The sequence below is a fragment of the Rhodococcus sp. NPDC003383 genome (assembly GCF_053589115.1).
In genome coordinates this window covers 1-25,287 of sequence record NZ_JBSFRG010000042.1, presented here as the reverse complement: position 1 = coordinate 25,287, position 25,287 = coordinate 1, and the positions used below count along the sequence as shown (strand labels likewise).

Sequence of the window (25,287 nt, the reverse complement as noted above, 5' to 3'; positions counted from 1 at the left end):
TGTTACAGGGTCTTTCGGCCTGCACTGCTGTGAGCAGGAATTACTCGCGAAGAGGGATGCCCGACCAACGAACAACTCCTGCGGAATGATTGTTCACAAAAGTGGAAGTTCTGCGGCTGGGTGGTGATAGCCTCCTCCGCGTCCGTCGCATCCGGATCTGCAACGGATGCACATCCGAGGGGGTAGGGCATGGATGCGCTGCAGGGGACACCCGGCGTCCCGACCTACTGTCCGCCCATCGTTCAGGAGTCCGATCGGTGCTCGATGTCGCACGCAAAGTCCTGTCCTACGAGATGTCCGTCGCCGAGTTCATCGGTCTCGTCGTCCTGGTCGCCATTCCCTACGGCCTGATCGGTGTCGTCTGGACGCTCACCCACACCTCGCATCTCTCCGACATGGAGGGTGTCGACCTGGTGATCTCGTTCCTCGGTTCCATCGTCTGCTGGCCGGTGCTGACGTTCTCGAACGTGTGCATGACCTAGTCGCCTGTGCGACGGGCTGCCTGCGCGGTGCGGCGGGCAGTATCGGCGTTCTCCTAACCGTCCGATCGGTGCATCGTAGTCAACGTCCGCCGCTCGGCGAAAAGCGCTGACGGAAAACAGATATTCCCAGGTTGTGAGCGGTGCGGTACGTCTTGGCTTCCATGGGCACACCCGCTCCGTCTGATGAGAATCGCGGTTCACTTAGATCTTGCCCAGCGTCGGTGGGTGTGTCACACTTCACCCTGAATCGACGTCTGCTTCCGTACCCGATCGACGGAGCCACCCCTGTGTGAAAACCGAAGGGATGCAGTAGATGACCTATGAATTGCCGGCTCCTCGTGGGCCGGTTCGCGACGTCGCGACCGAGGGGGGTTTCCTCATCGGATTCGCCGTGCAGTCGCTGGTCGTTCTCGCCGTCGCCGTGCTGCGACGCCGGCTGTCGCTGTACGAGACGGTGACCCAGACGCTCTTCATCGGGCGCGTGTGCACGGGACCGTCGCTGCTGCTGATGATTCCGGTCGGCGTGTTCATCGCAGTGTCGGTCGGCGAACTCGCCGGCCGGATCGGTGCCGGTGGCTACTCCGGCGCCGTCGTCGCCTTCATCATCGTCGGCCAGGCCTCCGCCCTCGTGTGCGCGCTCATGCTCGCCGGTGTGGCGGGCTCGGCGATCTGCACCGATCTCGGCTCGCGCAAGATCCGCGAGGAGATCGACGCGATGGAGGTCATGGGTCTCGACGTCCTCGAGCGCCTCGTCGCGCCCCGCCTCGTCGGTGCCGTCGTGGTCTCGCTCGCGCTGTGCTCGATCGTCACGCTCGGTGGTGTCGGCGCCTGCTGGCTCTACCACATCTACGTCCAGCATCTTCCCGCCGGTACGTTCATGGCGACCTTCGCCGAATACGGCCGTCCCGCGGATTTCGTTATGGCACTGGTCAAGTCGGCCGTGTTCGGTCTGCTCTCCGCGCTCGTCGCGACGTTCAAGGGACTGCACACCAAGGGCGGCCCGCGCGGTGTCGCCGACGCGGTCAACGAAGCGGTCGTCATCGCGTTCGCGCTCGTGTTCATCGTCAACACCGCGCTCTCGGCGCTGTACACGGTCATCGTTCCGGCGGTGGGTGAATTCCGTTGACCCTGACCGCCCGAGAACCTGTCCACACCGCGACCCGCGCGGTTCACCGCGTCGGCGACAATCTCGCCACGCTCGGCATGCACGTTTCGTTCTACTTCCGCACGATCGCGTCCATTCCGTACGCGCTCAGCAAGTTCCGCAAGCATGTGATCGCACAGATCAGCGAGGTCAGCTTCGGTACCCAGTCCTTGCTGTCCGGTGGCGGCACGATCGGCATCGTGTTCGCGATGTCGCTGGCCGCAGCCATGATGCTCGGTGTCGAAACGCAGCGCGGCCTCGAACTCGTCGGCATGACGACGATGTCGGGCATGCTGTCGGCGGTCGCGAACACCCGCGAGCTCGCGCCCGTGGTCGTGGCGATCGCGTTGTCGGCGAAGGTCGGTGTCGGCTTCACCGCGCAGATCGGTGCGATGCGGATCTCCGACGAGATCGACGCACTCGACTCGATGGCCATCAAGTCGATACCGTTCCTCGCGGCCACCCGCACGCTCGCCGCGATGGTCTGCGTCATCCCGATCTACATGATCGGCCTGCTCGCCAGCTACCTGTCGACGCGCCTCGTCGTCGTCGTGTTCAACGGCGCATCAGCCGGCACGTACGACTACTTCTTTCATCTGGTCCTGACACCCCAGGACCTGCTGTACTCCGGAATCAAGGCCATGGTTTTCGCGATGGTCGTCAGCCTCGTGCACTGCGCCTACGGGTACTACGCGTCGGGTGGTCCGGCGGGTGTGGGTGCCGCGGCCGGCCGTGCCCTGCGCACCGCGATCCTGTCGATCGGTGTCCTCGACGTGTTGCTGACGTTCGCGCTGTGGGGTCTGGTTCCCGAAGTTCCCGGAATGGGGGTGTGACGTGGATCGACCCACATCACGTGAAAAGACCAGGTACGTCCTCGTCGGAGCGGTCAGCGTCTGTGCGGCGCTGGCCGTCGCGGTGGGCATGGTGCTGCGCGGAACGGGAACCTTCGAGGACACGAACGACGTCTTCGTCGAGGTGCCCGCGGCCGTCGGTCTCGTCAACGGGGGCGCACCCGTGCGGTACCACGGCGTAGAGATCGGGCGGATCGCTTCCGTCGAGGCCGGTTCGGCCGAATCCCAGGTGCGCTTGGCGATCGACTCCGCTGCTGCGGAACTCGTGCCGTCGTCGGTGCTCGCCCGGGTCGTGCCCCGCACGTTCTTCGGTGACATCTACGTCGAACTCGTCGACCCGGTCGACGATCCGGCCGGCAGCCCGGACGGCATCGAGACCACCGCGGCGTCCGGCGTCGGCACGCTCGGGCAGGTCGAGACGATCGCGGTCGATTCCGGCCCGGAAGCCGTTGCGATGTACGACGTGTTCACGAAAATGGCCGGCGTGCTCGACGACATGCGCCCCGACCAGCTCTCCGTCGCTCTGAGCGCCCTGAGCAGCGCACTCGACGGCAACGGCGAGACCATCGGCCGCACGATCGACCGGTTCGCCGCGGTCAGCGATCAGATGGCCCCGGCCGCAGCCGAATTCCTCGACACCACACCGCAGTTCGTGGAGGTGATGCGGTCGCTGTCGGACGCCACCCCGGACATCGTCGGCATGGTCGCGTCCGCGGCCGAGGTCTCCGGTGCGATCGTCGAGAACCGTGACCGGCTGGCCGATGCCTTCGGCGCGGCGACGCTGCTCGCCGCCTCGGTCGACGGATTCGCCGGTGAGCGCCGGGACGCGATGATCACCGTCACCGACTCGATCGGGACGATCCTCGCGACGACCGCCGCCAATCCGAGCGGCTTGTACGAAACCCTCGAGAACGCCGGACTGTTCGGCAACGCCGGCGCACGGGTCTTCGCCAGCGGGCGGTTCAACATCACCGCGGTGCCGTCCTTCGCCGATCCGATGCCGTACACGTCGGCGGACTGCCCGGTATACGGTCCGCTCACCGGCCTCGAATGCAACAGTCCCGGCAACGGCACCTACGACGCGCCGAAGCGAATCGTCGGCGGCCCCGAGGAAGCCGAACCGCTGAGTCTGCTCGAGGACGCACTCGGTGTGGCCGAGGCGACCGTCCCCGCCTCGCTCGACGAGGCCGGCGCAGCGCTGAACCCGGCGCTCACGTTCATCCTCGGCCCGCTCGTCCGTGGAAGCGAGGTGCAGATCCCGTGAAACTGAAGCGTTCCCAGATGGTGTCGCTCGTCGGTTACTGCGCCGTCGGTGCGATCTGCGGATCCCTGGTGTTCAACACCCTCGCGGTCCCGGTCCGCGGTTCCACCGACCACTACGTCCTCGAATTCACCGACGTCGAAGGTCTCAACGTCGGCAACCCCGTCACGTTGTCCGGTGTTCGGGTCGGCCGGGTCGACGCGGTCGACGTCGCCGACGCCGACGGTGGTGCTGCGCTCGCGCGGGTGACCGTCGAGATCGAGGGCGATCAGGTGCTCACCCGCGACGTTCAGGCCGCGGTGCGCTACGGCGACATGCTCGGCGCCCGGTACGTGGCCATCACGATGCCCGAACCGCACGTCGACGCGCCCGGCTCGTCCGAGGTGCTCGAACCCGGATCGGTGGTCCCGATTTCGCAGACGACCCCGCCGGTCGATCTGACGGCGCTGATGAACGGGTTCCGGCCGCTGTTCGAGTCGCTGCCGCCCGAGGAGGTGAACGTCCTCGCGCGCAACATCACCGACACGTTCAACGGGCGCAGCGACGCCGTCGCACAGTTCCTGGACCGGGTCGCGACCCTGACCGGCAGCCTCGGCGACCGCGAGGGCATCCTCGGGGAGGTCGTCGACAACATGACGCGGCTGCTCGGCACGCTCGACAACCGCAGCGACGAACTCACCTCGCTCGTGAACGGGCTTGCCGTACTGGGTGATTCCGTCGTCGGTGACGGCACGCGCATCGCCGGGTTCCTCGACTCCGGAACCGCGACGGTCGACGAGCTCGCCGACATCATGGCACAGTCCGACGGCGCGTTCGCGCGCTCGCTCGCGAGCCTGGCCTCCGTCACCGACACCTGGATCGCGAACACCCCGGAGTTCGAACGCATGGTGGCGAATCTCCCGAACTTCGCACACCAGATCAACCGCACCGGTCAGTACGGCAGTTTCGTCAGCCTCTACCTGTGCAACTTCACCCTGAAAGCAGGCGACGCAGAAGTGAACATCTTCGGTCCTACCCACTCGCCGGTGTGCCGATGATCCTACTGACACGACTCATCGACCTCATCGTCCGCGGCGTCCGATCGCTCGGCGGGCACAACGGGCGGATCCTGCAGAGCTTCGCCTGGATGTTCGTCCTCGTCGGCCTCGGCGCGGGTGTCGCCCTCGTCGCGATCGGGATCACCTACATCGACGATCTCGTGGACGTGCTGGAGAACTCCGCGGCAGCTGCGGCGGGGGAGGGAACGCTGCCATGATGTTCCTGGTCAAACTCATCGACGTGTTCGTCGGCGCACTCGAATTCCTGTTCGGGTTCGGCCGCCGCCAGAACACCACGCACATGCCGCTGGTGCTCGGCACGATCGGCATCGTCGTCCTCGTCGTCGGTCTCGGCGCCGCGATCGGCATCCCTCGATTCTGGTACCACGCCCGAACCGAGCCGTACACAGCGGAATTCGCGAACGCCGCCGGTCTCGCGACGGGCGATCCCGTGTACGTCGCGGGTGTCCCGGCCGGCCGGGTCGAGAACATCGAGCTCGCAGGCGACCACGTCGACGTCGAGTTCCGCCTCGAGGACAACCGCACGGTCGGCAACACCTCCACCGCGTCGGTCCGCCTCGAAACCGTCCTCGGCAAGCGTTATCTCGACGTCCGCCCCGGCGGTGTCGACGACGGCGGCGACACCATCCCGCTCGAGCGCACGACCGTTCCGTACTCGCTCGACGAGGTCGGTGCCGGTGCCGAGCGGGTCTCCCGGGAACTCGATCTCGAGGCGATGGAACAGATGATGACCACGCTGTCGCAGGTGATGCCGTCCGACAGCGGCCAGGTCGAACGCACCCTCACCGGGATCAGCGCGGCCTCCACCGCGTTCGGACGTCACAGCGAACAGTTCGACCAGCTGCTCGAGATGTCGCGCCGGCTGTCGGTGATGGCGGTCGACCAGCAGGACTCCCTCGTCGAAACCGCCGCGGACGCACGCACTCTGGTACAGACCATGTCGGTCCGTAAGGAAGCGCTGACCGGGCTCGCGAACAATCTCCGCGCCGTCATCTCGACCCTGTCGCAGACGTTCACCGAGAACCGTGAGGAGGCCGACCGGCTCGTGGCCAACCTGGTCGCCGTCACCGGCACGTTGCAGCGCAACTCGGACAACATCGCCGCGCTCATGACGCAGCTGCCGCCGGCGCTGCGCACGGTCACCGACGCCACCGGCAACGGCACCTGGGCCGACGTCACCACACCCGCTGCGGTTCTGCCCGACAACCTTCTGTGCGCGATGGGAGTGATGCAGGAATGTCGGTGATTCAGGACATGCCGGGGAGCGAACAGCCCACTCCGGCCCGCTCGTCGAACCGCAAGAAGATCGTTTCGCTCCTCGTGGTCACGCTGCTGCTGATCGTCGCGCCGATCTGGTACATCTTCGGGCGCACCGATCGGGTCACCACGGTGCACGCCGACTTCGAGTACGTCAACGGAATCTACACCGGCAGCAAGGTCGCCGTCCTCGGCGTCGGTGTCGGCACCGTCACCGACATCGAACCGCAGGGCACCTCGGTGCGGGTGACGATGACCGTGCCCGAATCGGTGAAGCTTCCCGCCGACGTGAACGCCTACGTGATGAGCCCGGCGATCATCAGCGAGCGCTACATCGAACTGGGCCCCGCCTACACCGACGGCCCCCAACTGCCCGACCAGTCCACGATCCCGGTCGAACGCACGCATTCGCCGATCGACATCGACGGCATGCTCGGCAGTCTCTCGACCCTCGTCGACTTCATGGGACCGGAGGGCGGCGACGTCGGCTCGGTGCTCGCGAGCGGCGCGCAGACGTGGGGCGGCCAGGGCGAGGCGTTCAACAACGCCGTCCGCGACCTCAGCTCCGCCTCCGGTGTCATCGGGGGAACCTCCGAGGACTTCTCGGTGCTCGTCGAGAACCTGTCGACGCTCATCGAGGCGATGGATGCGCGGCAGGTGTCCCTGGACAGCATGGTCGACGACATGTCCACGCTGTCGACGGTGTGGCAGGACGCGGACCTCGACATCACCGTGCCGCTCGAGGAACTGCAGACGGTCTTCGCCGAACTCGACAGCTTCGTCACCCAGCACCAGGAGAGCTTCGGTGCGATCTCGGCGAACCTGGAGGGACTCGGCGACGCCCTGACCGGCAACCAGGCCGGACTCGCGGAGTTCATGGATCTCGTGCCGCTCATGATGCAGAACCTCGAGAAGACGGTCGGCCCCGACGGACGCAGCCGCATCCGGCTGAACGTGTCGACGAACCTGACCCAGTTCGCGGTCGCCGGCCCGCTGTGCGCCGAGCATCCGCTGCCCCTGTGCACCGGCGCCGGATTGACCAACCCCATCACGTTCCCGATCAGCGCATCCGACCCGCTGGGAATCGTCACCGCCATCACCGGAGGGAACCCGTGACCCCGACATCCACCGTTCCGTCCCGGCGAGCGGTCCGTCTCGCCGCGCTGGCGGTCGCGGTCGCCGGCACGGTCGCCGTGTCGGGCTGCGGTTACGGCATCCAGGACCTTCCGGTCGGCCGGTCCGCGGGTGCCGGTGCGTTCGACGTCGATGTGCATCTGGCGAGCGCCGACGGCATCGTCCTCGGTGCCGACGTCCGGTACGGGCAGCAGATCGTCGGCCGCGTCGCGTCCCTGAACACCACGACCAGCGGTGCCGGCCTGCAGGTGTCGCTGCAGCGCGAACTCGAGGTCCCGAGCAATGTGCTTGTCTCGGTGGAGATTCCGTCCGCGCTCGGCAGTCCGTACCTGCGGCTGATCAACCCTGTCGACGCGGCGCCGGACCGGTTGTCCGACGGAGACGTCATCGACGTGGACAACACCGATCTCGGGCCGCGTGTCGAGACGATGCTCGCCTCCCTGGGCAACGTCGTCAGCGGCAGTGGGATGGATCAGCTCGCGACCGTCGTCGACGAACTGAACGTCGCGTTCACCGGACGGTCCGACCGGGTGCAGGCACTCGCCGACACCGCGACCGACCTGATGACGCGGGCGATCGACCAGCAGACCGCGTTCGACGAGGCGATGACGCTGGCCGCCGACGTCACCCGCCGCATGGCGGACGAAGAGCAGACGATGGACGCATATCTCGCGAACACCGCCGAAGCGGTCGAAGTGCTCGTCACACAACGTGATTCCATCTCCGCGCTGCTCGACTCGACGACCCGCCTCGCCCTCAACGTGCAGGCGCTGACCGGTGCCGTGCCGCAGGGCCCGGCAGGGTTCCTGGCCGACGCCGGGACGGTCGCGTCCACCCTGCAGGCGTTCAACGACCGCATGGGCGGCACCCTCGCCGCCATGAACGCGTTCATGGACGCGTTCGGAAAGTCCGTGCGCGGTGACTACCTGGTGTTCGACGGTGCGCTCGAGATCCCGGAGAGCATCGACACGATCCTGGCCGGCGGCTACTTCACCGGGACACCGCCGGAACCGTCACCCACGTCGCTGCAGGAGATGCTCGGAGGAGGCACCCGATGAAGAGAATCGTCCTCGTCCAGCTTGTTCTGTTCGTGCTGACCGCCCTGATCGTGGTGCCCTACGGCATCTACTACATCGTCGGCCCGCGGGGACTCGGCGACGAGATGCGGCTGTCCGCCCACGTCGACGACGCGCTCGGGGTCTCGGAAGGCACCGTCGTCACCTATCGCGGTGTCCAGGTCGGTGTCGTGTCGGCAGTGTCGGTCGACCCGCAGAGCGGTGGCGCCCGGCTCGAGTTCGAGCTCGAAGGTGGCACCGAGATCCCGACCGACTCGATCGCGAAGATCACGCAGGGAACGCTCGCCGGCATGCTCAACGTCGACATCTTCCCGCGCGTCGATCACGGTCCGTACCTCGCGGACGGTGATTCGATCGAGATGCCGGCCGAGGAGCAGCCGGTTCAGATCGCCGAAACGCTGGCGAGCACGGCGGCGCTCCTCGACACGGTCGAACCCGGCACCATCGCCACCGTCGGTGCCGAACTCGGCGCCGCGTTCCAGGGTCTGGGTCCCGATCTGGCGCGGCTCATCACCGACGCCGACGATCTGTCCGGCCGCCTCGAAACCCACGCGACCGATCTGACCCAACTGCTCAGCCGCACAGCAGGTTTGATGTCGACGATGGCGAACAACTCGGAGGAATTCGTCGACGGGATGGCCGCGGCGCGCACGATCGCGGACACGTTGTACGCCAACGAGGACCGGATCAACGAGATGATGACGACGACCCCGGACGCCATGCGCCGCGCCGACGGTGTGCTTGCCGCCAACGAGGAGTCGTTCGCGGCGGTGCTCGCCAACCTCGTCGACGTCGCACCGATCATCTCGGATCGTTCGGCCGCGCTGCAGACCGGCCTGGTCGCCCTTCCTCGTGGCCTGGCCGCGCTCGAATCCATCGTGCACGGCGACCGCGCGGACTTTGCGCTCATCGCCACCCAGGGTCCGGTGTGCGTGTACGACACGCCGCGCCGTGCGCTCGGTGACGAGTCGTCGGTCACGGTCGACCTCACGCACTACTGCCCGCCCGGCGAGGACCACGGCCAGCGCGGCGCCCAGAACGCGCCGCGGCCGAACGATCTCGGTGTGGCGAACCGGACGACGCCCGGCACGCTCATCGGACCGCCGGCCGTCGCCGATCCGATCCTCATCCCGGCAGGCGAAGAACTCGCGGCCTTCTGGCGGATGCTCCTCCAGGGCATCGGCAGTGGAGGGAACTGACAAGTGGTAAACGCACATCCCGCGCCGGTCCGGCGCACCCGTCCGAACAGAATCTGAGGAGGACCCGATGCCCGCGCATTACCTCGACGACGCCGTGGATACCGAACCCGTGCTGACCTCCGCCCGCACGCGAATCAAGATCACCAGCGGCCCGAACCGGTGGAGCCGCAAGAAGCACGCCCTGTCCGACGCTATTGACTTCTGGTCGTTCGCCGGCGCCGCCGCGAACGTCATCATGCAGCTCGGCTGGCCCGAGGTCGCATACGGCGTCATGGAGAGCAAAGTGACGTCCGGCTCGCTCGTCCACCATCCGTGGAAGCGGGCCCGCACCACGACGCAGTACCTCGCGGTCGCGATCCTGGGCACCGACGAGGAACGCCTGGCGTTCCGCGAGGCGGTCAACGGTGCGCACCGGCAGGTGCGTTCGGACGAGAACAGCCCGGTCAAGTACAACGCGTTCAACCGTGAGCTGCAGATGTGGGTCGCCGCGTGCCTCTACGTCGGCATCGAGGACAGCTACCAGCTGCTGCACGGTACCCTCGACGAGGAGCAGATCGAGGACTTCTACGCGACCGCCTCGAAACTGGGTACGACCCTGCAGGTCACCGAGGACATGTGGCCCGCTACGCGTGCCGACTTCGAGCGGTACTGGAACCGCGGCTGCGAACGGGTCGTGTTCGACGAGACCACCAAGCAGTTCCTGAACGATCTCGTCGGGTTGAAGATGATCAACTTGCCGATGCGGCTCATGTTCGGGAATCTGCTGAAGTTCCTCACGATCGGGACCCTGCCGCCGTACTTCCGTGAACAGCTCGGGTACAGCTGGAGCGAGGACGACCGCCGCCGTTTCGAGCACCTGTTCGTCTTCGTCTCGTTCGTCAACCGGTTCATCCCGAAGTTCATCCGGCACGGCGGCAGCCTGGCGCTGATGGTGGACCTCCGCCGTCGCATCCAGTCCGGCAAGAACATCATCTGAGGTCGGGAGTCCGAGCTCACGGTGGTTGCGCACTCGACCGACATCGACCCGGACGGGCTGCTGCTCCGGTATCTCGGCGATCGGCGGTTCCTGCTCGCGTTGCCGCGCGCGGTGGGGCTGCAGATGCTGCATCCGGCAATCGCCGCGGGAATGGAACATTCGCGTACCCCGCGCCGGCTGTGGCTGCACAAACGGCACACCGTTCCGCTGCTGATCCGGATGGCGTACGACGACACGGACCTGTCGTCGATCATCCGGCGCGGGCACGAACACATCAAGGGCGTCGACGATCTCGACCGCCGTTACCACAGTCTGAACCCGGACCTGTTCCAGTTCCAGCACGCCACCTACGTGGACACGCTCGTCACGATGATCGAGACGTTCGTGCGACCGCTGACAGTCGGCGAGCGGGAGGATCTGTACCGCGACTGCGGCGCGTGGTTCCGGCGGTACGGGATCAGCGACCGGGGGTTGCCGGACACGTGGGCCGAGTTCCCCGGCTGGTTCGACGACACCTGCCGCACGGTGCTGCAGCGGACCCCGCGCGGCGACTTCTACCGGGATCAGGTGTTTCGTCCGCGGGACTGGGTACAACGCCGGGTGCCCACCCGTGCGGTGCGCGCGTTGATGCATCCTGTCGCGCAGGAAATGTGGGGGATCGAGGTCACCGCGGCCGACCGGCGGGCGTTGCGCCGCTATGTGCTGCGGCGCAAGGCGGTCGCCGCACTCTCGCGTCGCCGGCCCGCCGCTCCCCGGCTCTGAAACCGACTACCGCCCGTAACATACGGCTGCCATGATGTGCCGATGACAACTGGCTTCCTGGAACTGCGGCACGTCGAATGCGAGGGTCCGGCGGACTACCTGCCGGCGCTGGAGGAGTTCGGTCCGGTGCACACGGTCCGGTTGTGGCGAGAGCCACTGCCCGAGACGATCGACTACCCGGGCATCGTGGTCATGGGTGGCCCGATGGGCGCGAACGACGGTGCGGTCGTTCCGTGGATCGACGACGAGATCGCTTACCTGCGTTCGGCTCTCGCAGCGGACGTTCCGGTGTGGGGTGTGTGTCTCGGGGCGCAGTTGCTGGCCGCTGCGCTGGACGCGAAGGTCTACTCCGGTCCGGCGCCCGAGGTCGGGGTGTGCGATGTGGAACTGACCGCGGCGTCCGCTGCGGACCCGGTGTGGGGTGAGCTGCCGGCGAGTTTCCCCACCCTGCAGTGGCACGGCGACACGTTCGATCTGCCGCGCGGGGCGACGCTGCTCGCGTCGTCGCCGGCGTATCCGAACCAGTTGTTCCGGCACGGCCGCAGTTACGGCGTGCAGTTCCACCTCGAGGCCGGTCCCGATGTCGCCGCGGAGTGGCTCGCGATCGACGAATACCGTCGCGCACTCGAGGAGACCCTCGGCGCCGGCGCCGCCGAGTCGGTGCTCGCCGAACTCCGGTCGGTGCATTCGCAGTCGTCCGCGCAGGCACACGCGGTCATGACGCGGTGGCTCGAATCGATCGCCTGAGCGTCGAGCGTCCGATCAGCGACCGACCCGCTCCAGCGCGGCGTCGACGAGATACTCGGCGATCGCCATCGACGACGTCGCGCCGGGGGAGGGCGCGTTGCGCAGGTGAACGAGCCGTCCGTGCCCGGTGACGACGAAGTCGTCCTCGAGGCTGCCGTCGGCGTTCATGGCCTGGGCGCGGATTCCTCGTGGTCCGCGCACCACGTCGGCGACGGTGAGGCCGGGAACGTATTTCGCTGCCTCGACGACGAATTCGCGAGTGCTCACCGCGGTCCGCAATTCGCGTAGAGCGGCGGGTACGTTGCGCACGGCGAACCGCGCGAAGCCGGGGAAGGCGAGTGCCTCCCACAGGTCCCGCGCGGAGCCGGATCGCCGGTCGTAGGCCTCCCGTCCGGGGGAGAGGAATGCGTTGGGGCCCAGCATGATCGAACCGTCGATACGTTTGGTCAGGTGCACGCCGAGGAACGGATAGCGCGGGTCCGGCACGGGGTAGATCAGCCCGCGCACGGTCGTCGAGAGTTCGGGTCGCAGCAGGTAGTAGTCGCCGAAGAACGGCACGATCCGTGGCGTCGCCGCATCACCCGCGGCGCGGGCGAGCCGGTCCGATTGCAGTCCCGCGCAGGTGATCACGAGATCGAAGGCGTCGGTGCCGGATCGGGTTCCGACGAGGACCTCGTCGCCGCGCGTAATCAGTTCGGTGACCTCGGTGCCCGTGCGGATGGTGCCGCCCGCCGCGGTGACGTCACCCGCGAGAGCGGTGGTGATCGCGACGTAGTCGACGATCGCGGTGTGAGGGGAGTGCAGCGCGGCGATGCCGCGGGCGCGCGGTTCGATCGCCTCGATCTCGTTCGGCCCGATCCTCCGGATGCCGGGCACCCCGTTCTCGGTGGCCCGGGCGGTGATCGCGTCGAGGCGGCCGAGTTCGGAGTCGTCGAGTGCGACGACGAGTTTGCCGCACTCCTCGTAGGGCAGATTCCGCTCGGCCGTGTAGTCGCGCAGCAACTCCACGCCGCGACGGCACAGTCGTGCCTTGAGGCTGCCGGGTGTGTAGTACAGCCCGGCGTGGACCACGCCGCTGTTGTGTCCGGTCTGGTGCGCGGCGAGGTCACGTTCCTTCTCGAACACGGTCACGGTGGCACCGCACTCGGTGAGCCGGCGTGCCGTTGCGGCACCGATGATTCCGCCGCCGACGACCGCGGCCCGTAGCGCACTCATGCGCGCAATGGTAGGTGCCCGCCCCGAAAAGAGAATGTCAGTTGTACGGAAAAGTGTTACGGTCGGGCATGGGTTACAAGTACGAGAACGTCGCCACCGACCTGAAGCACCGGCTGGCGTGGAAGGAATGGGCCGTCGGGGACCAGCTTCCCGGCGTGCACGAACTCGCCGCCCACTACGGGGTCTCGCCGTCCGTCGTGAAGGACGCGCAGGACGTGCTGCGGATGGAAGGACTGATCGAGACGCGCCGCGGAAGCGGGTCCTATGTCCTGGCGATCCCGGAACCGGGGGACATGACGCTCGGGATGCACCGGCAGCTCGCGGCTCTGCGCGAAGACCTGGCCACCGCCCGGGAAGCGCTGGCGAGCGCCGAGCGCCGCCTCGCGTCACTCACGGGCGGGGAGTGAGGCGAGGCGGCGCTCGACGACAGGATCAGCGGTTGCGGTCCGAGCTGTAGCCCCACAGCCAGTCGGTGTACTTGTAGCTGGACGTGTCGCGCGTGCGGAACAGCTCGTTGCGGGCTTCGCGGCCGGCTCCGTCGAGGTGCCACAGGTCGCCCCACATGCGTCCGGTCGTCAGGATGCGGTTGCAGCGCGGTGCACGTTCGGCGTTGACGTCCTGGAGGATCTTCGGCCAGTTCTTCGTGTCGCCCTGCAGATCCTCGGCCGCGTAGTCGGCGAGGCACTTGGCGTCCTCGAGCGCCATGACGGCGCCGGACGCGAGGTACTGCAGCGGCGGGTGCGCGGCGTCGCCGAGCAGGATCATGCGGCCGTCGACCCAGTTGTCGATGGGGTTGCGGTCGAACATCGGCCACCAGCGGTCGGTCCACAGGTACTTCAGCGCGGTCTGCACGCTCTCGTGGCAGTGGTCGTAGGCGTGGGCGAGTTCCTCGGGGCTGCCCCACATCTCCTCGCCGCGCAGGAACGCGGGCGACTGGAACACCGCGACCTGGTTGAGCATCTCACCCTGACGCAGCGGGTACTGGATGAAGTGGCAGCGCGGGCCGATGTAGCCCACGACGTCCTCGATCTCCTCGTCGAGCGGCACCTCGTGCATCGGGAAGGTGCCGCGGAAGGCGACGTACCCGGAGCCGACCGGCTTGTCGTCGGAGAGCTTCGGACGCAGCCGCGAGTGCAGACCGTCCATGCCGAGCGCGACGTCGCCGACGTGTTCCTCGCCGTTCTCGAGGATGACGCGCACGGTGTCGCCCTCGGTGACGACGTCCTGCACCGGCGCGTTGACGCGCAGGTCGGCACCGGCCTTGCGGGCCGCGTCGACGAGGACCGAGTGCAGATCGGAGCGGTGCACCACGAAGTACACGCCGCCGTAGTGCTGCTGGTAGTCGCGGCCGAGGTCGACCTTGGTGAGGATCTCCGCGGTGACGGCGTCCCGGAACACGAGGTTCTTGGGGAGCACGCCCTTGGCGATGACCTCGTCGTACACCCCGAGCGACTGCAGGATGCGGGAGCCGTGCGGGCCGATCTGAAGGCCGGCGCCCACCTCGCCGAACTCGGGAGCACGCTCGAACAGGGTGACCTGAGCACCCTTCTGGGCGAGGGCCAGGGCGTTGGCGACACCGCCGATGCCGCCACCGGCAATGAGAACTCGTGCGTCCTTCAGATCGGACATGACGCTCCTTCGGTCGTGAAAGCGGGGATGTGGAGTCCGGGATCGCGGCGCGATCGGTGACTCGGGATCGCAGGGCGATCGGTGACTCGGGATCGCAGGGCGATCGGTGATCAGTGGGTCAGGATCGGACCGCGCAACGTCCGATCGCTGGTGGGGAACTTCTTCCAGATCACGGTCAACAGCAGCGACGAGATCAGTGCGCTGATGCCGAAGAGGACGAAGTTCGAGTCGGCGCCGAGTCCGGCGGCGAGCAGCCAGCCACCGAGCTGCGGGGCCGCGACGGCGCCGATGCGTCCGACGCCGAGTGCCCAGCCGAGTGCGGTGCCACGGAGATGGTCCGGGTAGTAGGAGGCGACCGCCGCGATGATCAGCGCCTGCGTGCCGTGGGTGCCGACACCGGCGAGCACGAAGATCAGGTAGACCACGGCGACCGGCGGGTCGAGCAGCAACGTCAGCAGGGCGGCACCGGCGACGAGCGCCGCGACGATACTGGTCGGCACGGATCCGAAGCGCACCCCGCCCCAGGCGGTGATGAACGAGCCCGCGACCGCCCCGAGGTTCAGAGCCAGCGAGAACGTGAGCGCGTTGCCGAGATCGGTGCCTTCACCCTGCATGAGCTTGGGCAGCCACGTGCCGAGGCCGTACCAGGCCAGCAGCGTCACGACGGTGACGGCCGCGAACATGATGCTGATCGTGCGGAACCGCGGGCCGAGGAGTGCCTTGAACCCGCCCTCGGAACTGTCGGGATGGGCCTCCAGCAGCGAATGATTCGGCAGCACCTTCACCGCGAGCGGAACGAGGATCACCAGGGGAACCAGGGCGAACGCGAACATCGGGCGCCAGCCCCAGTGGGGGATCACCGGGATACCGATCAGGGCCGCGATCGAACCGCCGATCGGGACGCCCGACATCATCATGGTCGCGACGGCGGCGCGCCACTTGTTCGGCACGAGTTCGGCGGCCAGTGCGTTCGACGTGGGCACGAGACCGCCCAGCCCGATACCGGCGATCAGCCGCAGCAGGCCGAAGACGATCGGTCCCGGTGCGACCGCGCAGAGTGTCGTGAAGACCGACAGAACGACCACGCAGCCGATGACGGCCTGCTTCCGTCCGATCGCATCCGACAACCGGCCGGCGAGGACCGCGCCGATCATCATGCCGACGAACGCGAGGCTTCCGAGGGTGCCGGCGGTCGACGCGCTGATGCCCCACTCGGCCTGCAGGCTCGAGATCACGTTGCCGTAGACGATGAGGTCGTATCCGTCGAAGACGACGAACAGCCAGCAGACGATCACCGCGATCACGTGGGCGCGGGGCAGGGTGATGCTGCCGGTGGCCCGCGCCGGTGAAGCCTCGTTGGGGGAAAGCATTCTTCAACGGTGGGTGCGGGGCACCTGTCCGTGCAATAAAGTTCTGCTATGCAGAACAAGCCGAGGGACACGATCCGGAAGCCGACGTACATGCTCGAGTCGGTCGACAACGCCTTGCGCCTGCTCCAGTTGCTCCGCGACGCCGGGGCGCTCCGGTTGAAGGACGCGGCCCAGGAACTCGGTACGGCCCCGTCGACCGCGCACCGTCTGCTGGCGATGCTCGTGTACCGGGGGTTCGCCGTGCAGGACGAGAAACGGATGTACCACCCGGGGCCGGCGCTGGGTGTCGGTCCCGCCCGGCAGGGATGGACGCGCGACTTCACCGACATGTGCCGGCCCCACATGGAGGCACTCGCGGCACTCACCGGCGAGACGATCAACCTCGTGATCCGCGTGGGATCCCAGGCCCGGTTCTTGTGGACCGCCGAGACCGAATCGATCCTGCGTGTGGGCGATCGCCGAGGTCAGGTGCTACCTGCGGAGCTCACCGCCGGCGGGCGCATCCTCCTGGCGGAACTCCCGCGTTCGGTCCTCGAGCAGCTGTATCTGCGGCCCGCGGACGAGCCGAAGATCAGCCAGGGGCCGACGCCCGCGTACGAGACCGACCGCCGGATGGCCATCGGCGAGTTCGAGGAGTTCGTGCACGAACTCGAGGCCGCGCGCCACGTGGGGTTCGCGGTCAACGTCGAGCAGACGGAGGCCGGCGTCGCGGCGTTCGGAGTGGCCATCCGCAACGCGCGCGGCACGGCCATCGGGGCGATCACGGCCGCGGTGCCGATCACCCGGTACCGGCAGCACCTGCGGGGAAAGCTTGTCGCGCAGATGCAGGCGGCGGTGCGGGGGATCGAGGTCGACATCGCCGACATCGAGGGAGCGGACGCCCAGTATTCTGCACAGCAGAAATAGTTGGCTTGTCGTGATTCGACCCACCTAGGTTGGGAACAGCGCCGGACAACGAGATGCACCGTTGCCGAGAGGAGAATTCATGACTGCCACCGAGCCTGTCGATCCCGAGCTTCTGAAGCTGTACGACGACTTCGAGACGGAACACCTGAATCCGTTGTGGACCCAGCTCGGCGATCTGATGCCGATGGTCCCGACCTCCAAGGCCGTGCCCTTCGTCTGGAAGTGGTCGACGCTGTACCCGCTGGCGCAGCGCGCCGGCGACCTCGTGCCGGTCGGGCGCGGTGGTGAGCGTCGTGCGATCGCGCTGGCCAACCCCGGTCTCGGCGGCGTCCCGTACGTCACCCCGACGTTGTGGGCGGCGATCCAGTACCTGGGCCCGAAGGAAACCGCGCCGGAGCATCGTCATTCGCAGAACGCCTTCCGCTTCGTCGTCGAAGGTGAAGGCGTGTGGACCGTGGTCAACGGCGACCCGGTCGCCATGCGCCGCGGCGACTTCCTGCTCACGCCGGGCTGGAACTTCCACGGCCACCACAACGAGACCGACCAGCCGATGGCGTGGATCGACGGCCTCGACATCCCCTTCGTGAACTACACCGACACCGGATTCTTCGAATTCGGCTCCGACGGCGTGACCGACGAGGGCACCCCGGACATCTCCCGCTCGGAGCGGCTGTGGGTGCACCCGGGTCTGCGTCCGCTCGTCGGCGTCGACCGCAAGACCAGCTCGCCGATCGCGTGCTACCGCTGGGTGTACACCGACCGCGCGCTCAACGAGCAGCTCGCCCTCGAGGACGAGGGTTACGCGGCCACCCCGGAGCCGGGCCACGCCGCGATCCGCTACACCAATCCCACCACCGGTGGCGACGTCATGCCGACGATCCGCGCCGAGTTCCACCGCCTGCGGGCGGGGGCGCAGACCCGCGCCCGCCGCGACGTCGGCTCGGTGGTCTTCCAGGTCTTCGAGGGACAGGGCCGTTTCCACCTCGCGGACAAGAGCCACGACGTCACCAAGGGCGACATGATCGTGGTGCCGTCCTGGACCGAGTGGTCGCTCGAAACCGACAACGGCATCGACCTGTTCGCCTTCTCCGACGCGCCGATCGTGGAGCGTCTGCATTTCAACCGCACCATCATCTCCGAAGGAGCCTGACCCCCATGCGACTTGCCACCCTCCGTCTCGACGGCGGCACCGCCGCTGTCCGCGTCGACAGCGATTCCAGCGCCACCGTGATCGACGGCTACGCCGATCTGTCGGCCCTGCTCGCCGACGCCGACTGGAAGTCCGTGGCCGAGCAGGCGTCGGGCAAGACCGTCGACCTCGCCGCCGCCGACTACGCGCCGGTCGTTCCCGCACCCGGCAAGATCGTGTGCGTCGGACTGAACTACGCGACCCACATCAAGGAGATGGGCCGCGACCTGCCGGAGTACCCGACCCTGTTCTCGAAGTTCAAGGAAGCCCTCACCGGCCCCTACGACGACGTGGTCGTCCCCGCCTACGCCGCGTCGCAGCTCGACTGGGAGGCCGAGCTCGCCGTCGTCATCGGCAAGCAGGCCTACCAGGTCGACGAGGCCGACGCCGCGGAGTACATCGCCGGCTACTCGGTCATCAACGACTACACGATGCGCGACTACCAGTACCGCACGCTGCAGTGGGATCAGGGCAAGACCTTCGAGAAGACCAGCGGTTTCGGTCCGTTCCTGGATACCGACTACCAGCTCGGTACCGCCATCGAGACCCGTCTCGAGGGTGAGGTCATGCAGTCGTCGAACACCAACGATCTGGTGTTCACCCCGGCCAAGCTCGTCGACTACATCTCCCACATCGTGACCCTGCAGCCGGGTGACGTGATCATCACCGGTACGACCGGTGGTGTCGGCCACGCCCGCAAGCCCGCCCGCTACATCCAGGACGGGGAGGTGTGCGAGGTGACCATCGAGGGCCTCGGCACCGTCAAGAACAAGACCGTGATCAAGTAGGACGTCGTGGGATTCAACGATCTCGAACTGTCCGAGCGGCTGCTCATCGCACGTCGCGGAACCGCCTACCTCTCGCAGCGTCTCGCGGAACTGACCGACGACGAGCTCGACGGCCCCACCCTGCTCGAAGGATGGACCCGTCGTCACCTCGTCGCGCACCTCGGCTACAACGCCGCGGCGCTGTGCCGGCTGATGGATTGGGCCGCAACGGGTGTCGAGACCCCGATGTACGAGTCGACCGAGCAGCGCGCGCAGGAGATCGCCGAGGGTGCGACCCTCAACCCGGCCGCATTGCGAAACCTGTTCGCGCACACCGTCGCCCGGTTGGATGAGAAGTGGCGGAACCTTCCGGAGTCGGCGTGGCAGGCGCAGGTCCGCACCGCGCAGGGTCGGACGGTGCCGGCCGAGGAGACCGCCTGGATGCGCACCCGTGAGGTGTGGATCCACGCCGTCGACCTCGGCAACGGCGGCCGCTTCGGCGATTTCCCTGCGGTGGTTCTCGATTCGCTGCTCGACGACATCGTCGGCATGTGGCGGAAGAAGGACCTCGGTGCGGGTCTCGTCCTCGAGGTCGACGGACGCGAACCGCTGCGGGTGATCGAGGACGCACCCGTCGAGCACACCGTGCGCGGTACGCTCGCCGGCGTCGTGCGCTGGGCCGCCGGCCGCGGCGCCGTCGGTGTCACCGGTGGAGAGGCCACTCCTCCCCGCTGGCTCTGACGCCCGCCCCCACTCCCGGTGATGGGACCGTTCACCTGCTCAGACCGGGTGAACGGTCCCGTCATCGGTTTCGGGCGGAGTCGTCGGCAACTTCATCAGGTCGACGATGTCGTCGTCGATCCCGAGTTGCAGCGACGTGAACATGCGGGCCAGCGTGTCGTAGCTGCCGATGGTGAAGATCAGATCGAGGATCTGCTGCACATCCAGGTGCTCTGCCAAAGTCTGCCAAGTGGATTCGCCGATTCCACCGTCGAGGACGAACTCGTCGACGATGCCGAGATCATCGGAACCGTGTACTTCGCCGCGCTGCAGGGGATCGCGGTGATGGCGAACAACAGAACGATCGACCCGCTGCGTGACGAGTTGATCGTCGAGGTCGTCGATTCCCTGCTGCACGGCTTGGCTCCTCGCACGCGCTGAGGGGCAGTTCCCCGGAGATCCGGGAAACTGCCCCTCGTTACGAGTGCGGTGTCGGAGCCGTCAGCGTGGATCCTTCTCGCAGGCGATGCCGTCGCTGTCGCCGTCGAGCTTCGGCGCGTAGCCGGATTCCCCGCGGTAGAGCGGGGCGACACCGGCGTTCCACGCCTCGGTGCAGTTCTTGTAGCCGGTGCTCGGGGCGGGCCTCGGCGCGGGCTGGGCCGGTGCCTGAGCTGCAGGAGGTGCCGGGGGAGCGAGCGGTGCCGGAGCCGGGGCCGGAGCCGGGGCCGGAGCCGGCGGCGGAGGCGGAGGCGGTGCGAACAGACCGGCGGATCCGCTCGGGAAGATGTCGGCGACACCCTTCGGCAGCAGATCCGTGAGGCTGAACGCGTTCGCGGTCGTGGGGGCGACCACGGTGAGCGAAACGCAGCCGAGCGCGGCAACCGCGATACGGCGGAACTTCATTCGTGCTGTTCCTTTCGGGAAACGGTTCGGTCGGCCGATCGGCCGACCGAACCGGACTATCGCGGCATCCGGGACTGTCGTTACGAAGTCCCGGATGCCGTGCGCGGCTCCCGAATTCCGCGCGTGTCGCGTATCAGGCCGGCGCGACGACCGCCGGATCGATACGCATGACCGAGAATCCCGCGACCGCTCCAGCACCGAAGCCGGGCGCGAATACTCGGACGGGCTCCGTGATCACACCGTCGCGGACGGCGTCGGCGACCGCGAGCGGGATGCTCGCCGACGACGCGTTGCCGACCTTGTCGATGTTGAAGTACAGCCGGTCGGCTGCCAGGCCGGACGCGGCGGCCAGTTCGAGCACCATCGTCTTGTTGGCCTGATGCGGAACGACCACGTCGATGTTGTCGAGCAGGGTGCCCTGCCGTCCGTCGGGCGCGGGGAGTTCCTTCAGCTCGTCGAGCATCTGCCCGAGGTACCGGCCGGCCAGCGACTTCACCTCGGGTCCGTAGACCGTGATGGCGTTGTCGAAGTCCGGGTTCGGCCAGATGATCGAGTTGATCTCGCTGGCCGGACCTCCGGCGAAGGTCTGCAGGTACTCGATGTCGCCTTCGGTACCCTCCGGCGCGACACCGAGGACGATCGCAGCCGCGCCGTCACCGAAGATCATCCGCGACGGTCGGACGTTGCCGACCTTGTCGGAGAACTTCTCGACACACACCACGAGCACCGGTCGCTGGACCTGCTGCAGAATGCGGGTCGCCTCGGAGAGGCCGTACGGCAGGCCCGCGCACGCCGCGACCAGGTCGTACGCCGCGTGCGTCTGGCCGATACCCAGTTCGCCGCAGAGCCAGGTGGCCAGCGACGGAATGGGCCGGGAGCTGGTGCACGTGCACACGAGGACGCCGCCGATTTCCTCGGGGCCCCGATTTGCATGGGCGAGAGCCGATTTCGCGGCCTTCAGTGCGAGCTCCTCGAAACTGCCCGAGGTGTAGCGGCGCTCTTCGATCCCCGTCTTCGCGGTGATCTCGTCCGCCGTCATCGGCGACCAGCTGTAGGCCGAGTTGCGGATCAGGTCCTCGTTCGTGCAGACGGTGTCGCCGTGCACCGCCGACAACGCCTCGATCCGCGGCTGGACGGCGAAGTCGCGCCGCACGTCGATCGGCGGGAACGGACGCACCGGTTCGACCGGCTCCTGCGCCGAGTACGGGGACACCGGTGCGAGCAGCGTGTCGGACGCAGGCTCGGCCAGTGCCTTGGCGATGAAGCGCTGGACATGACGATCACGCGGATGCAGGACCACCACGTAGTCGTCGTCCTTCAGGTCCTCGACCGCAACGAGCTCGGCCTGGGTGCGATCCCACGGCTGCTGGTTGTGCAGCACCATCGCCCAGCGGTGCAGGGCCTCCAGCTCCGCGACGTCCTCGCTGACGTCGAGGATCTCGTCGTAGCTGTAGCGACGGAAGTCGGGGTCGTAGTCGCCGAGCCGCAACGTCATGTTGCTCGGATCGGCAAGCAGTTGCGCGACGGTGGGCTTGACCGTCGGAAGGTCGGACGCGACGTTCTTGCGCGCGGCGAACACGTCGAAGAGGACGTCGAAGACGTGCTCCTCGGCGGTGGCGTCAGGCCCGGAGGGAAGTGCGCGGAACGCGTCCTCGATCTCCGCGGCGCGGGCTTCGCTGCCGGGCCACGGGGTCATCACCGGCATGTAGACATCGTCGCGGGTGCGCGGGACGTCCGCCCAGCGCATCGGACGCTTCTCGAACATGGTGATGACGAAACGATTCGCCCAGTACACGTTCAGTGCCATGTCGCGCATGAGGTCGGTCTTCGACCGGTAGGCACCTCGTTCGTTGCGCGCGATCATCTCCGAGACCGTCGGCGCCTTCGTGTCGAAGTCACGCCGGATGATCGAGTCGAGCTGCTCGAGACTTGTGATCGTCGAGAAGTCGAGATCGGGAAAGAAGTTGCACGGAAATACGATTCGACCGTGTCGATTCACTTCGAATTGCTGCATGTGGACGATTCGCCGTTCGGGATAGTTGTGGAACTGGAGATGATCACATGTCGAGGCCGCCGTTGACGCCCCACACCTGGCCGGTGATGTAAGAGGAGGCGTCGGCGGCGAGGAAATGCACGACTCGTGCGATCTCGTCGGGATGGGCGAGGCGCTTGACCGGGATGCTCTCCTTGATCTGGTCGAGCACCTTGTCCGGGATGGCGTCGACCATTTCGGTGGCGACGAAGCCGGGGGTGACGGTGTTGATGGTCAGGCCGATGCCACCGTCGTTGAGCTTGCCGGCGCGGGCGAGGTGGAACGCCGCCTCGCGGGCGAGGGTCTTGGTGAGGCCGAAGAGCCCGGCCTTGGACGCCGCGTAGTTCGCCTGGCCGATGTTGCCGGTCTCGCCGATGACGGACGAGACGTTGACGATGCGCCCGGTGCCGCGGGGGAGCATGTGCTTCATCGCGGCCTGCGCGAGGTAGAAGGCCCCGGACAGGTTCACGGAGATGACGGTGTTCCAGTCGTCGTCGGTCATCTTCGGGACGGTGCGGTCGATCGTGATGCCGGCGTTGTTGATCAGGATGTCGAGACGGCCGTGGCGCTCGATCACCTCGTCGATGGTACGGCGGCACTCGGCGGGGTCGGACACGTCGCCCTGGTGCACGCTCATGCCGGCACCTTCCCCGGCCTCGCGGTTGAGAACGTCGAGGAACTGCGCTGCCTGTTCGGTGTTGCGGCCGTAACCTGCGGCCACGGTTGCACCCTGGGCGGCGAGGCTGCGGCTGATGGCCGCACCGATCCCGCGGGTTCCGCCTGTCACGAATGCGACGCGTCCGCGGAGCTTGTTACCGGGTGCGGTGGCAGTGGTGGTCGACGGTTCGAGGGTGCTGGTCATTTCGTATTCTCCTGCTCTGGTCGTCCTCGACGCGAGGTGGTGTGTCGATGCGAGCGCGAACCGTCGTCGGGTTCGGCCGGCACCCCGGCCCCTCTCCTCGGATGCCCCTGCTGCTTTCCGAGGTTGCGGCGAAAACCGCTGTGGGCCGAAAGGATCGAAATCTCAATCGCGGGGGTGGTTGCTGACAACAACGATCCTGCAGCATCCCCCGCGGTTTGTCATGTCTGTCTCGCGGTCAGGACTTTGGGCCCCACCGAAGCGGTCTGAAATTCGAAAAATGCGGGTGCAGAATAGATTTGGACGTTCGATGGGCCCGTCTCGGGCATCGAACTGGTCATACGTCCAGCATGTACCGATGGGTACGTGCCAACGGCATGTTCGGGTGGACTTCACCAATTGTTTACCTGCCGAGGGGAACTGGCGTACGTGAGTTTCGAGGTTGAAGTATCAAGATAATGAGCAACATTCGGTCGGTATGTTTTGAAAATCGTTGGTACAAGCGAAAGTACGACGTGCGAGTGCATCGGTGGCGGGTAAGGCTGCCGACCGCGTGTGGAATGCACTGAGTGCAGCAATAGTTCGAGGTCACGGACCGGAAACATTTGTCCGTGTTGACTCCTCAAGAAGTGACCCGTCCGATGTGAACATGGTCACATTGGGGTTTGACTGGCGCTCGGTGCCACACCGATCCGAGGTATCCGTCCGATTTGACACGCCGTGCCGGAGAGGGGGCCATCGGGTGCACCCACAAGGGCCCACTAGGGTGACGGACATGGGTGACAACCAGACGGTCCGATTCGGCGACGTCCGGATGGAGGTGCTCGTCGACGGCGCCGGTCCCACCGTCGTCCTGCTGCCGTCCCTCGGACGCGATTCCCTCGACTTCGATCCTGTCGCACACGATCTCGCCGCAGCCGGTTTTCGGGTGCTGCGTCCCCAGCCGCGTGGCATCGGCGCGAGCACGGGCCCGATGGACGGTCTGGACTTCCACGATCTCGCTCGGGACGTCGCGGAGGTGCTCGAGCGCCTCGATGCGGCACCGGCCGTGGTGGCCGGTCATGCCTTCGGCCACTACGTCGCCCGTGTGCTGGCGGCGGACCGGCCCGACCTGGTGCGCGGCGTCGCCGTCCTCGCCGCCGGCGCCCGACGTTTCCCCGGTTCGCTGACCGCACGCGTCGCCCGGTGCTCGGATCTGACCCTGCCGGACGAGGAACGCCTGGAAGAACTCGCCGCGGTGTTCTTCGCGCCCGGTCACGACCCGTCCGAGTGGCTGGGAGGCTGGTGGCCCGAAGCGATCATCGCCCAGCGTGCCGCGATGGCGGCGACCGACAAGGAATCGTGGTGGACGGTCGCGCCGTCGCCGCTGCTGGACGTACAGGCCGGTGAGGACGTCTTCCGTCCGGCCGAGACCCGCAGCGAGCTCGTCGACGAATTCGGCGCCGACAAGGTCACCACGGCCCTGATTCCGGGCTGCGGGCACGCGCTGATCCCCGAGGCTCCCCACGACGTCGCGCGAGTGGTCGCGGACTGGATCCGCACCCTCGACTGACCCCGGTTCTCCCGAGCGAACCTGCCGCCCTTCCGAGCGAACCCCGCCCCCTTCCGAGCGAACCCCGCCCCCTTCCGAGCGAGTGGCACATTCGGTCGGTCTGCGGGCTGTTGCAGAATCGCGGGTCGGTCTCGCCGTGACGCGGCGGGGCCGACCTGCGGCTTTGTGTAGAATCCGTTGGTGGCCAAAGGATATCGA

26 protein-coding genes are annotated in these 25,287 nt (G+C 67.2%); 19 read left to right on the top strand and 7 right to left on the bottom strand.

What is annotated here, in order from left to right:
- Positions 1–293 precede the first annotated feature (293 nt).
- From ACWDTS_RS25800 to ACWDTS_RS25740, 13 genes are all read left to right on the top strand, one after another.
- Entirely contained in the window at positions 294–482 is a 189-nt protein-coding gene (locus ACWDTS_RS25800; RefSeq protein ID WP_231610900.1) for a hypothetical protein, read from the top strand.
- Between the two features lie 313 nt (positions 483–795).
- Positions 796–1,608: an MlaE family ABC transporter permease gene (locus ACWDTS_RS25795; protein WP_248675354.1), complete on the top strand. Its 813-nt coding sequence runs from the start codon at positions 796–798 to the stop codon at positions 1,606–1,608.
- Entirely contained in the window at positions 1,605–2,459 is an 855-nt protein-coding gene (locus tag ACWDTS_RS25790; RefSeq protein ID WP_197255530.1) for an MlaE family ABC transporter permease, read from the top strand. Before ACWDTS_RS25795 ends, ACWDTS_RS25790 begins: the two co-directional genes overlap by 4 nt.
- A gap of 1 nt (position 2,460) precedes the next feature.
- On the top strand, positions 2,461–3,741 hold the full coding sequence (locus ACWDTS_RS25785) for an MCE family protein (RefSeq protein ID WP_450109081.1): 1,281 nt from the start codon (positions 2,461–2,463) through the stop codon (positions 3,739–3,741).
- Complete coding sequence (locus tag ACWDTS_RS25780) at positions 3,738–4,775, top strand: MCE family protein (protein WP_248675351.1); 1,038 nt, start codon at positions 3,738–3,740, stop codon at positions 4,773–4,775. Before ACWDTS_RS25785 ends, ACWDTS_RS25780 begins: the two co-directional genes overlap by 4 nt.
- Positions 4,772–4,993 (top strand): hypothetical protein, encoded by a 222-nt coding sequence (locus ACWDTS_RS25775; RefSeq protein ID WP_197255532.1) that lies wholly within the window; start codon positions 4,772–4,774, stop codon positions 4,991–4,993. Before ACWDTS_RS25780 ends, ACWDTS_RS25775 begins: the two co-directional genes overlap by 4 nt.
- On the top strand, positions 4,993–6,042 hold the full coding sequence (locus ACWDTS_RS25770) for an MCE family protein (protein WP_197255582.1): 1,050 nt from the start codon (positions 4,993–4,995) through the stop codon (positions 6,040–6,042). Before ACWDTS_RS25775 ends, ACWDTS_RS25770 begins: the two co-directional genes overlap by 1 nt.
- A gap of 8 nt (positions 6,043–6,050) precedes the next feature.
- Entirely contained in the window at positions 6,051–7,169 is a 1,119-nt protein-coding gene (locus tag ACWDTS_RS25765) for an MCE family protein (RefSeq protein ID WP_197255584.1), read from the top strand.
- Entirely contained in the window at positions 7,166–8,245 is a 1,080-nt protein-coding gene (locus ACWDTS_RS25760; RefSeq protein WP_197255534.1) for an MCE family protein, read from the top strand. The genes ACWDTS_RS25765 and ACWDTS_RS25760 overlap by 4 nt, the downstream gene beginning before the upstream one ends.
- On the top strand, positions 8,242–9,462 hold the full coding sequence (locus tag ACWDTS_RS25755) for an MlaD family protein (RefSeq protein ID WP_197255536.1): 1,221 nt from the start codon (positions 8,242–8,244) through the stop codon (positions 9,460–9,462). The genes ACWDTS_RS25760 and ACWDTS_RS25755 overlap by 4 nt, the downstream gene beginning before the upstream one ends.
- 67 nt (positions 9,463–9,529) lie before the next feature.
- Positions 9,530–10,438 (top strand): oxygenase MpaB family protein, encoded by a 909-nt coding sequence (locus ACWDTS_RS25750; protein ID WP_450119293.1) that lies wholly within the window; start codon positions 9,530–9,532, stop codon positions 10,436–10,438.
- 21 nt (positions 10,439–10,459) lie between these two features.
- The gene (locus ACWDTS_RS25745; protein ID WP_450119292.1) at positions 10,460–11,200 is read left to right on the top strand and encodes an oxygenase MpaB family protein; all 741 of its coding nucleotides are present in this window, start codon (positions 10,460–10,462) and stop codon (positions 11,198–11,200) included.
- Positions 11,201–11,242: 42 nt separating this feature from the next.
- Positions 11,243–11,947 (top strand): type 1 glutamine amidotransferase, encoded by a 705-nt coding sequence (locus ACWDTS_RS25740; RefSeq protein WP_450119291.1) that lies wholly within the window; start codon positions 11,243–11,245, stop codon positions 11,945–11,947.
- Positions 11,948–11,962: 15 nt separating this feature from the next.
- On the opposite strand, the gene lhgO is transcribed toward ACWDTS_RS25740, so the two are convergent.
- On the bottom strand, positions 11,963–13,162 hold the full coding sequence (gene lhgO, locus ACWDTS_RS25735; protein WP_450119290.1) for an L-2-hydroxyglutarate oxidase: 1,200 nt from the start codon (positions 13,160–13,162) through the stop codon (positions 11,963–11,965).
- Positions 13,163–13,230: 68 nt separating this feature from the next.
- On the opposite strand from lhgO, the gene ACWDTS_RS25730 reads away from it, so the two are divergent.
- Positions 13,231–13,569 (top strand): winged helix-turn-helix domain-containing protein, encoded by a 339-nt coding sequence (locus tag ACWDTS_RS25730; RefSeq protein ID WP_450119289.1) that lies wholly within the window; start codon positions 13,231–13,233, stop codon positions 13,567–13,569.
- Between the two features lie 25 nt (positions 13,570–13,594).
- On the opposite strand, the gene ACWDTS_RS25725 is transcribed toward ACWDTS_RS25730, so the two are convergent.
- Together ACWDTS_RS25725 and ACWDTS_RS25720 are read right to left on the bottom strand one after the other, a co-directional pair.
- Positions 13,595–14,791 carry an FAD-dependent monooxygenase gene (locus ACWDTS_RS25725; protein WP_450119288.1) on the bottom strand — a complete coding sequence of 399 codons (1,197 nt, stop codon included), beginning with the start codon at positions 14,789–14,791 and terminating at the stop codon, positions 13,595–13,597.
- A gap of 110 nt (positions 14,792–14,901) precedes the next feature.
- Entirely contained in the window at positions 14,902–16,161 is a 1,260-nt protein-coding gene (locus ACWDTS_RS25720; protein WP_450119287.1) for an MFS transporter, read from the bottom strand.
- Positions 16,162–16,209: 48 nt separating this feature from the next.
- Between ACWDTS_RS25720 and ACWDTS_RS25715 the strand changes: the two genes are divergently transcribed.
- The 4 genes from ACWDTS_RS25715 to ACWDTS_RS25700 all read left to right on the top strand — a co-directional run bounded on the left by ACWDTS_RS25715 (position 16,210) and on the right by ACWDTS_RS25700 (position 19,764).
- Positions 16,210–17,067 carry an IclR family transcriptional regulator gene (locus ACWDTS_RS25715; protein ID WP_450119286.1) on the top strand — a complete coding sequence of 286 codons (858 nt, stop codon included), beginning with the start codon at positions 16,210–16,212 and terminating at the stop codon, positions 17,065–17,067.
- Positions 17,068–17,146: 79 nt separating this feature from the next.
- Positions 17,147–18,217 (top strand): cupin domain-containing protein, encoded by a 1,071-nt coding sequence (locus ACWDTS_RS25710; RefSeq protein WP_450109087.1) that lies wholly within the window; start codon positions 17,147–17,149, stop codon positions 18,215–18,217.
- A 5-nt stretch (positions 18,218–18,222) separates the two neighbouring features.
- Positions 18,223–19,044 carry a fumarylacetoacetate hydrolase family protein gene (locus ACWDTS_RS25705; RefSeq protein WP_420750789.1) on the top strand — a complete coding sequence of 274 codons (822 nt, stop codon included), beginning with the start codon at positions 18,223–18,225 and terminating at the stop codon, positions 19,042–19,044.
- Between the two features lie 6 nt (positions 19,045–19,050).
- A complete protein-coding gene (locus ACWDTS_RS25700) occupies positions 19,051–19,764 on the top strand; it encodes a maleylpyruvate isomerase family mycothiol-dependent enzyme (protein ID WP_197255558.1) in 714 nt (237 codons plus the stop codon).
- Positions 19,765–19,803: 39 nt separating this feature from the next.
- Here ACWDTS_RS25700 and ACWDTS_RS25695 read toward each other — a convergent pair whose 3' ends face one another.
- The 4 genes from ACWDTS_RS25695 to fabG form a co-directional block, all read right to left on the bottom strand.
- Complete coding sequence (locus ACWDTS_RS25695; RefSeq protein ID WP_197255561.1) at positions 19,804–20,160, bottom strand: carboxymuconolactone decarboxylase family protein; 357 nt, start codon at positions 20,158–20,160, stop codon at positions 19,804–19,806.
- A gap of 84 nt (positions 20,161–20,244) precedes the next feature.
- The gene (locus ACWDTS_RS25690; protein ID WP_450119285.1) at positions 20,245–20,646 is read right to left on the bottom strand and encodes an excalibur calcium-binding domain-containing protein; all 402 of its coding nucleotides are present in this window, start codon (positions 20,644–20,646) and stop codon (positions 20,245–20,247) included.
- Positions 20,647–20,779: 133 nt separating this feature from the next.
- Positions 20,780–22,660 (bottom strand): 3-oxoacyl-ACP synthase III family protein, encoded by a 1,881-nt coding sequence (locus ACWDTS_RS25685; protein WP_450119284.1) that lies wholly within the window; start codon positions 22,658–22,660, stop codon positions 20,780–20,782.
- Between the two features lie 43 nt (positions 22,661–22,703).
- A complete protein-coding gene (fabG, locus tag ACWDTS_RS25680; protein WP_450119283.1) occupies positions 22,704–23,540 on the bottom strand; it encodes a 3-oxoacyl-ACP reductase FabG in 837 nt (278 codons plus the stop codon).
- A gap of 772 nt (positions 23,541–24,312) precedes the next feature.
- Between fabG and ACWDTS_RS25675 the strand changes: the two genes are divergently transcribed.
- Positions 24,313–25,089, top strand: a complete 777-nt coding sequence (locus tag ACWDTS_RS25675) for an alpha/beta fold hydrolase (RefSeq protein WP_450119282.1) — start codon at positions 24,313–24,315, stop codon at positions 25,087–25,089.
- The last annotated feature ends 198 nt before the right edge of the window (positions 25,090–25,287 follow it).

Bases quoted from the DNA above. Each gene is read 5' to 3' on its own strand.
- ACWDTS_RS25800 (WP_231610900.1), top strand. From the start codon at position 294: ATGTCCGTCGCCGAGTTCATCGGTCTCGTCGTCCTGGTCGCCATTCCC.
- ACWDTS_RS25795 (WP_248675354.1), top strand. From the start codon at position 796: ATGACCTATGAATTGCCGGCTCCTCGTGGGCCGGTTCGCGACGTCGCG.
- ACWDTS_RS25775 (WP_197255532.1), top strand. From the start codon at position 4,772: ATGATCCTACTGACACGACTCATCGACCTCATCGTCCGCGGCGTCCGA.
- ACWDTS_RS25770 (WP_197255582.1), top strand. From the start codon at position 4,993: ATGTTCCTGGTCAAACTCATCGACGTGTTCGTCGGCGCACTCGAATTC.
- ACWDTS_RS25765 (WP_197255584.1), top strand. From the start codon at position 6,051: ATGCCGGGGAGCGAACAGCCCACTCCGGCCCGCTCGTCGAACCGCAAG.
- ACWDTS_RS25755 (WP_197255536.1), top strand. From the start codon at position 8,242: ATGAAGAGAATCGTCCTCGTCCAGCTTGTTCTGTTCGTGCTGACCGCC.
- ACWDTS_RS25750 (WP_450119293.1), top strand. From the start codon at position 9,530: ATGCCCGCGCATTACCTCGACGACGCCGTGGATACCGAACCCGTGCTG.
- ACWDTS_RS25740 (WP_450119291.1), top strand. From the start codon at position 11,243: ATGACAACTGGCTTCCTGGAACTGCGGCACGTCGAATGCGAGGGTCCG.
- lhgO (WP_450119290.1), bottom strand. From the start codon at position 13,162: ATGAGTGCGCTACGGGCCGCGGTCGTCGGCGGCGGAATCATCGGTGCC.
- ACWDTS_RS25730 (WP_450119289.1), top strand. From the start codon at position 13,231: ATGGGTTACAAGTACGAGAACGTCGCCACCGACCTGAAGCACCGGCTG.
- ACWDTS_RS25725 (WP_450119288.1), bottom strand. From the start codon at position 14,791: ATGTCCGATCTGAAGGACGCACGAGTTCTCATTGCCGGTGGCGGCATC.
- ACWDTS_RS25720 (WP_450119287.1), bottom strand. From the start codon at position 16,161: ATGCTTTCCCCCAACGAGGCTTCACCGGCGCGGGCCACCGGCAGCATC.
- ACWDTS_RS25715 (WP_450119286.1), top strand. From the start codon at position 16,210: ATGCAGAACAAGCCGAGGGACACGATCCGGAAGCCGACGTACATGCTC.
- ACWDTS_RS25710 (WP_450109087.1), top strand. From the start codon at position 17,147: ATGACTGCCACCGAGCCTGTCGATCCCGAGCTTCTGAAGCTGTACGAC.
- ACWDTS_RS25705 (WP_420750789.1), top strand. From the start codon at position 18,223: ATGCGACTTGCCACCCTCCGTCTCGACGGCGGCACCGCCGCTGTCCGC.
- ACWDTS_RS25690 (WP_450119285.1), bottom strand. From the start codon at position 20,646: ATGAAGTTCCGCCGTATCGCGGTTGCCGCGCTCGGCTGCGTTTCGCTC.
- ACWDTS_RS25685 (WP_450119284.1), bottom strand. From the start codon at position 22,660: ATGCAGCAATTCGAAGTGAATCGACACGGTCGAATCGTATTTCCGTGC.
- fabG (WP_450119283.1), bottom strand. From the start codon at position 23,540: ATGACCAGCACCCTCGAACCGTCGACCACCACTGCCACCGCACCCGGT.
- ACWDTS_RS25675 (WP_450119282.1), top strand. From the start codon at position 24,313: ATGGGTGACAACCAGACGGTCCGATTCGGCGACGTCCGGATGGAGGTG.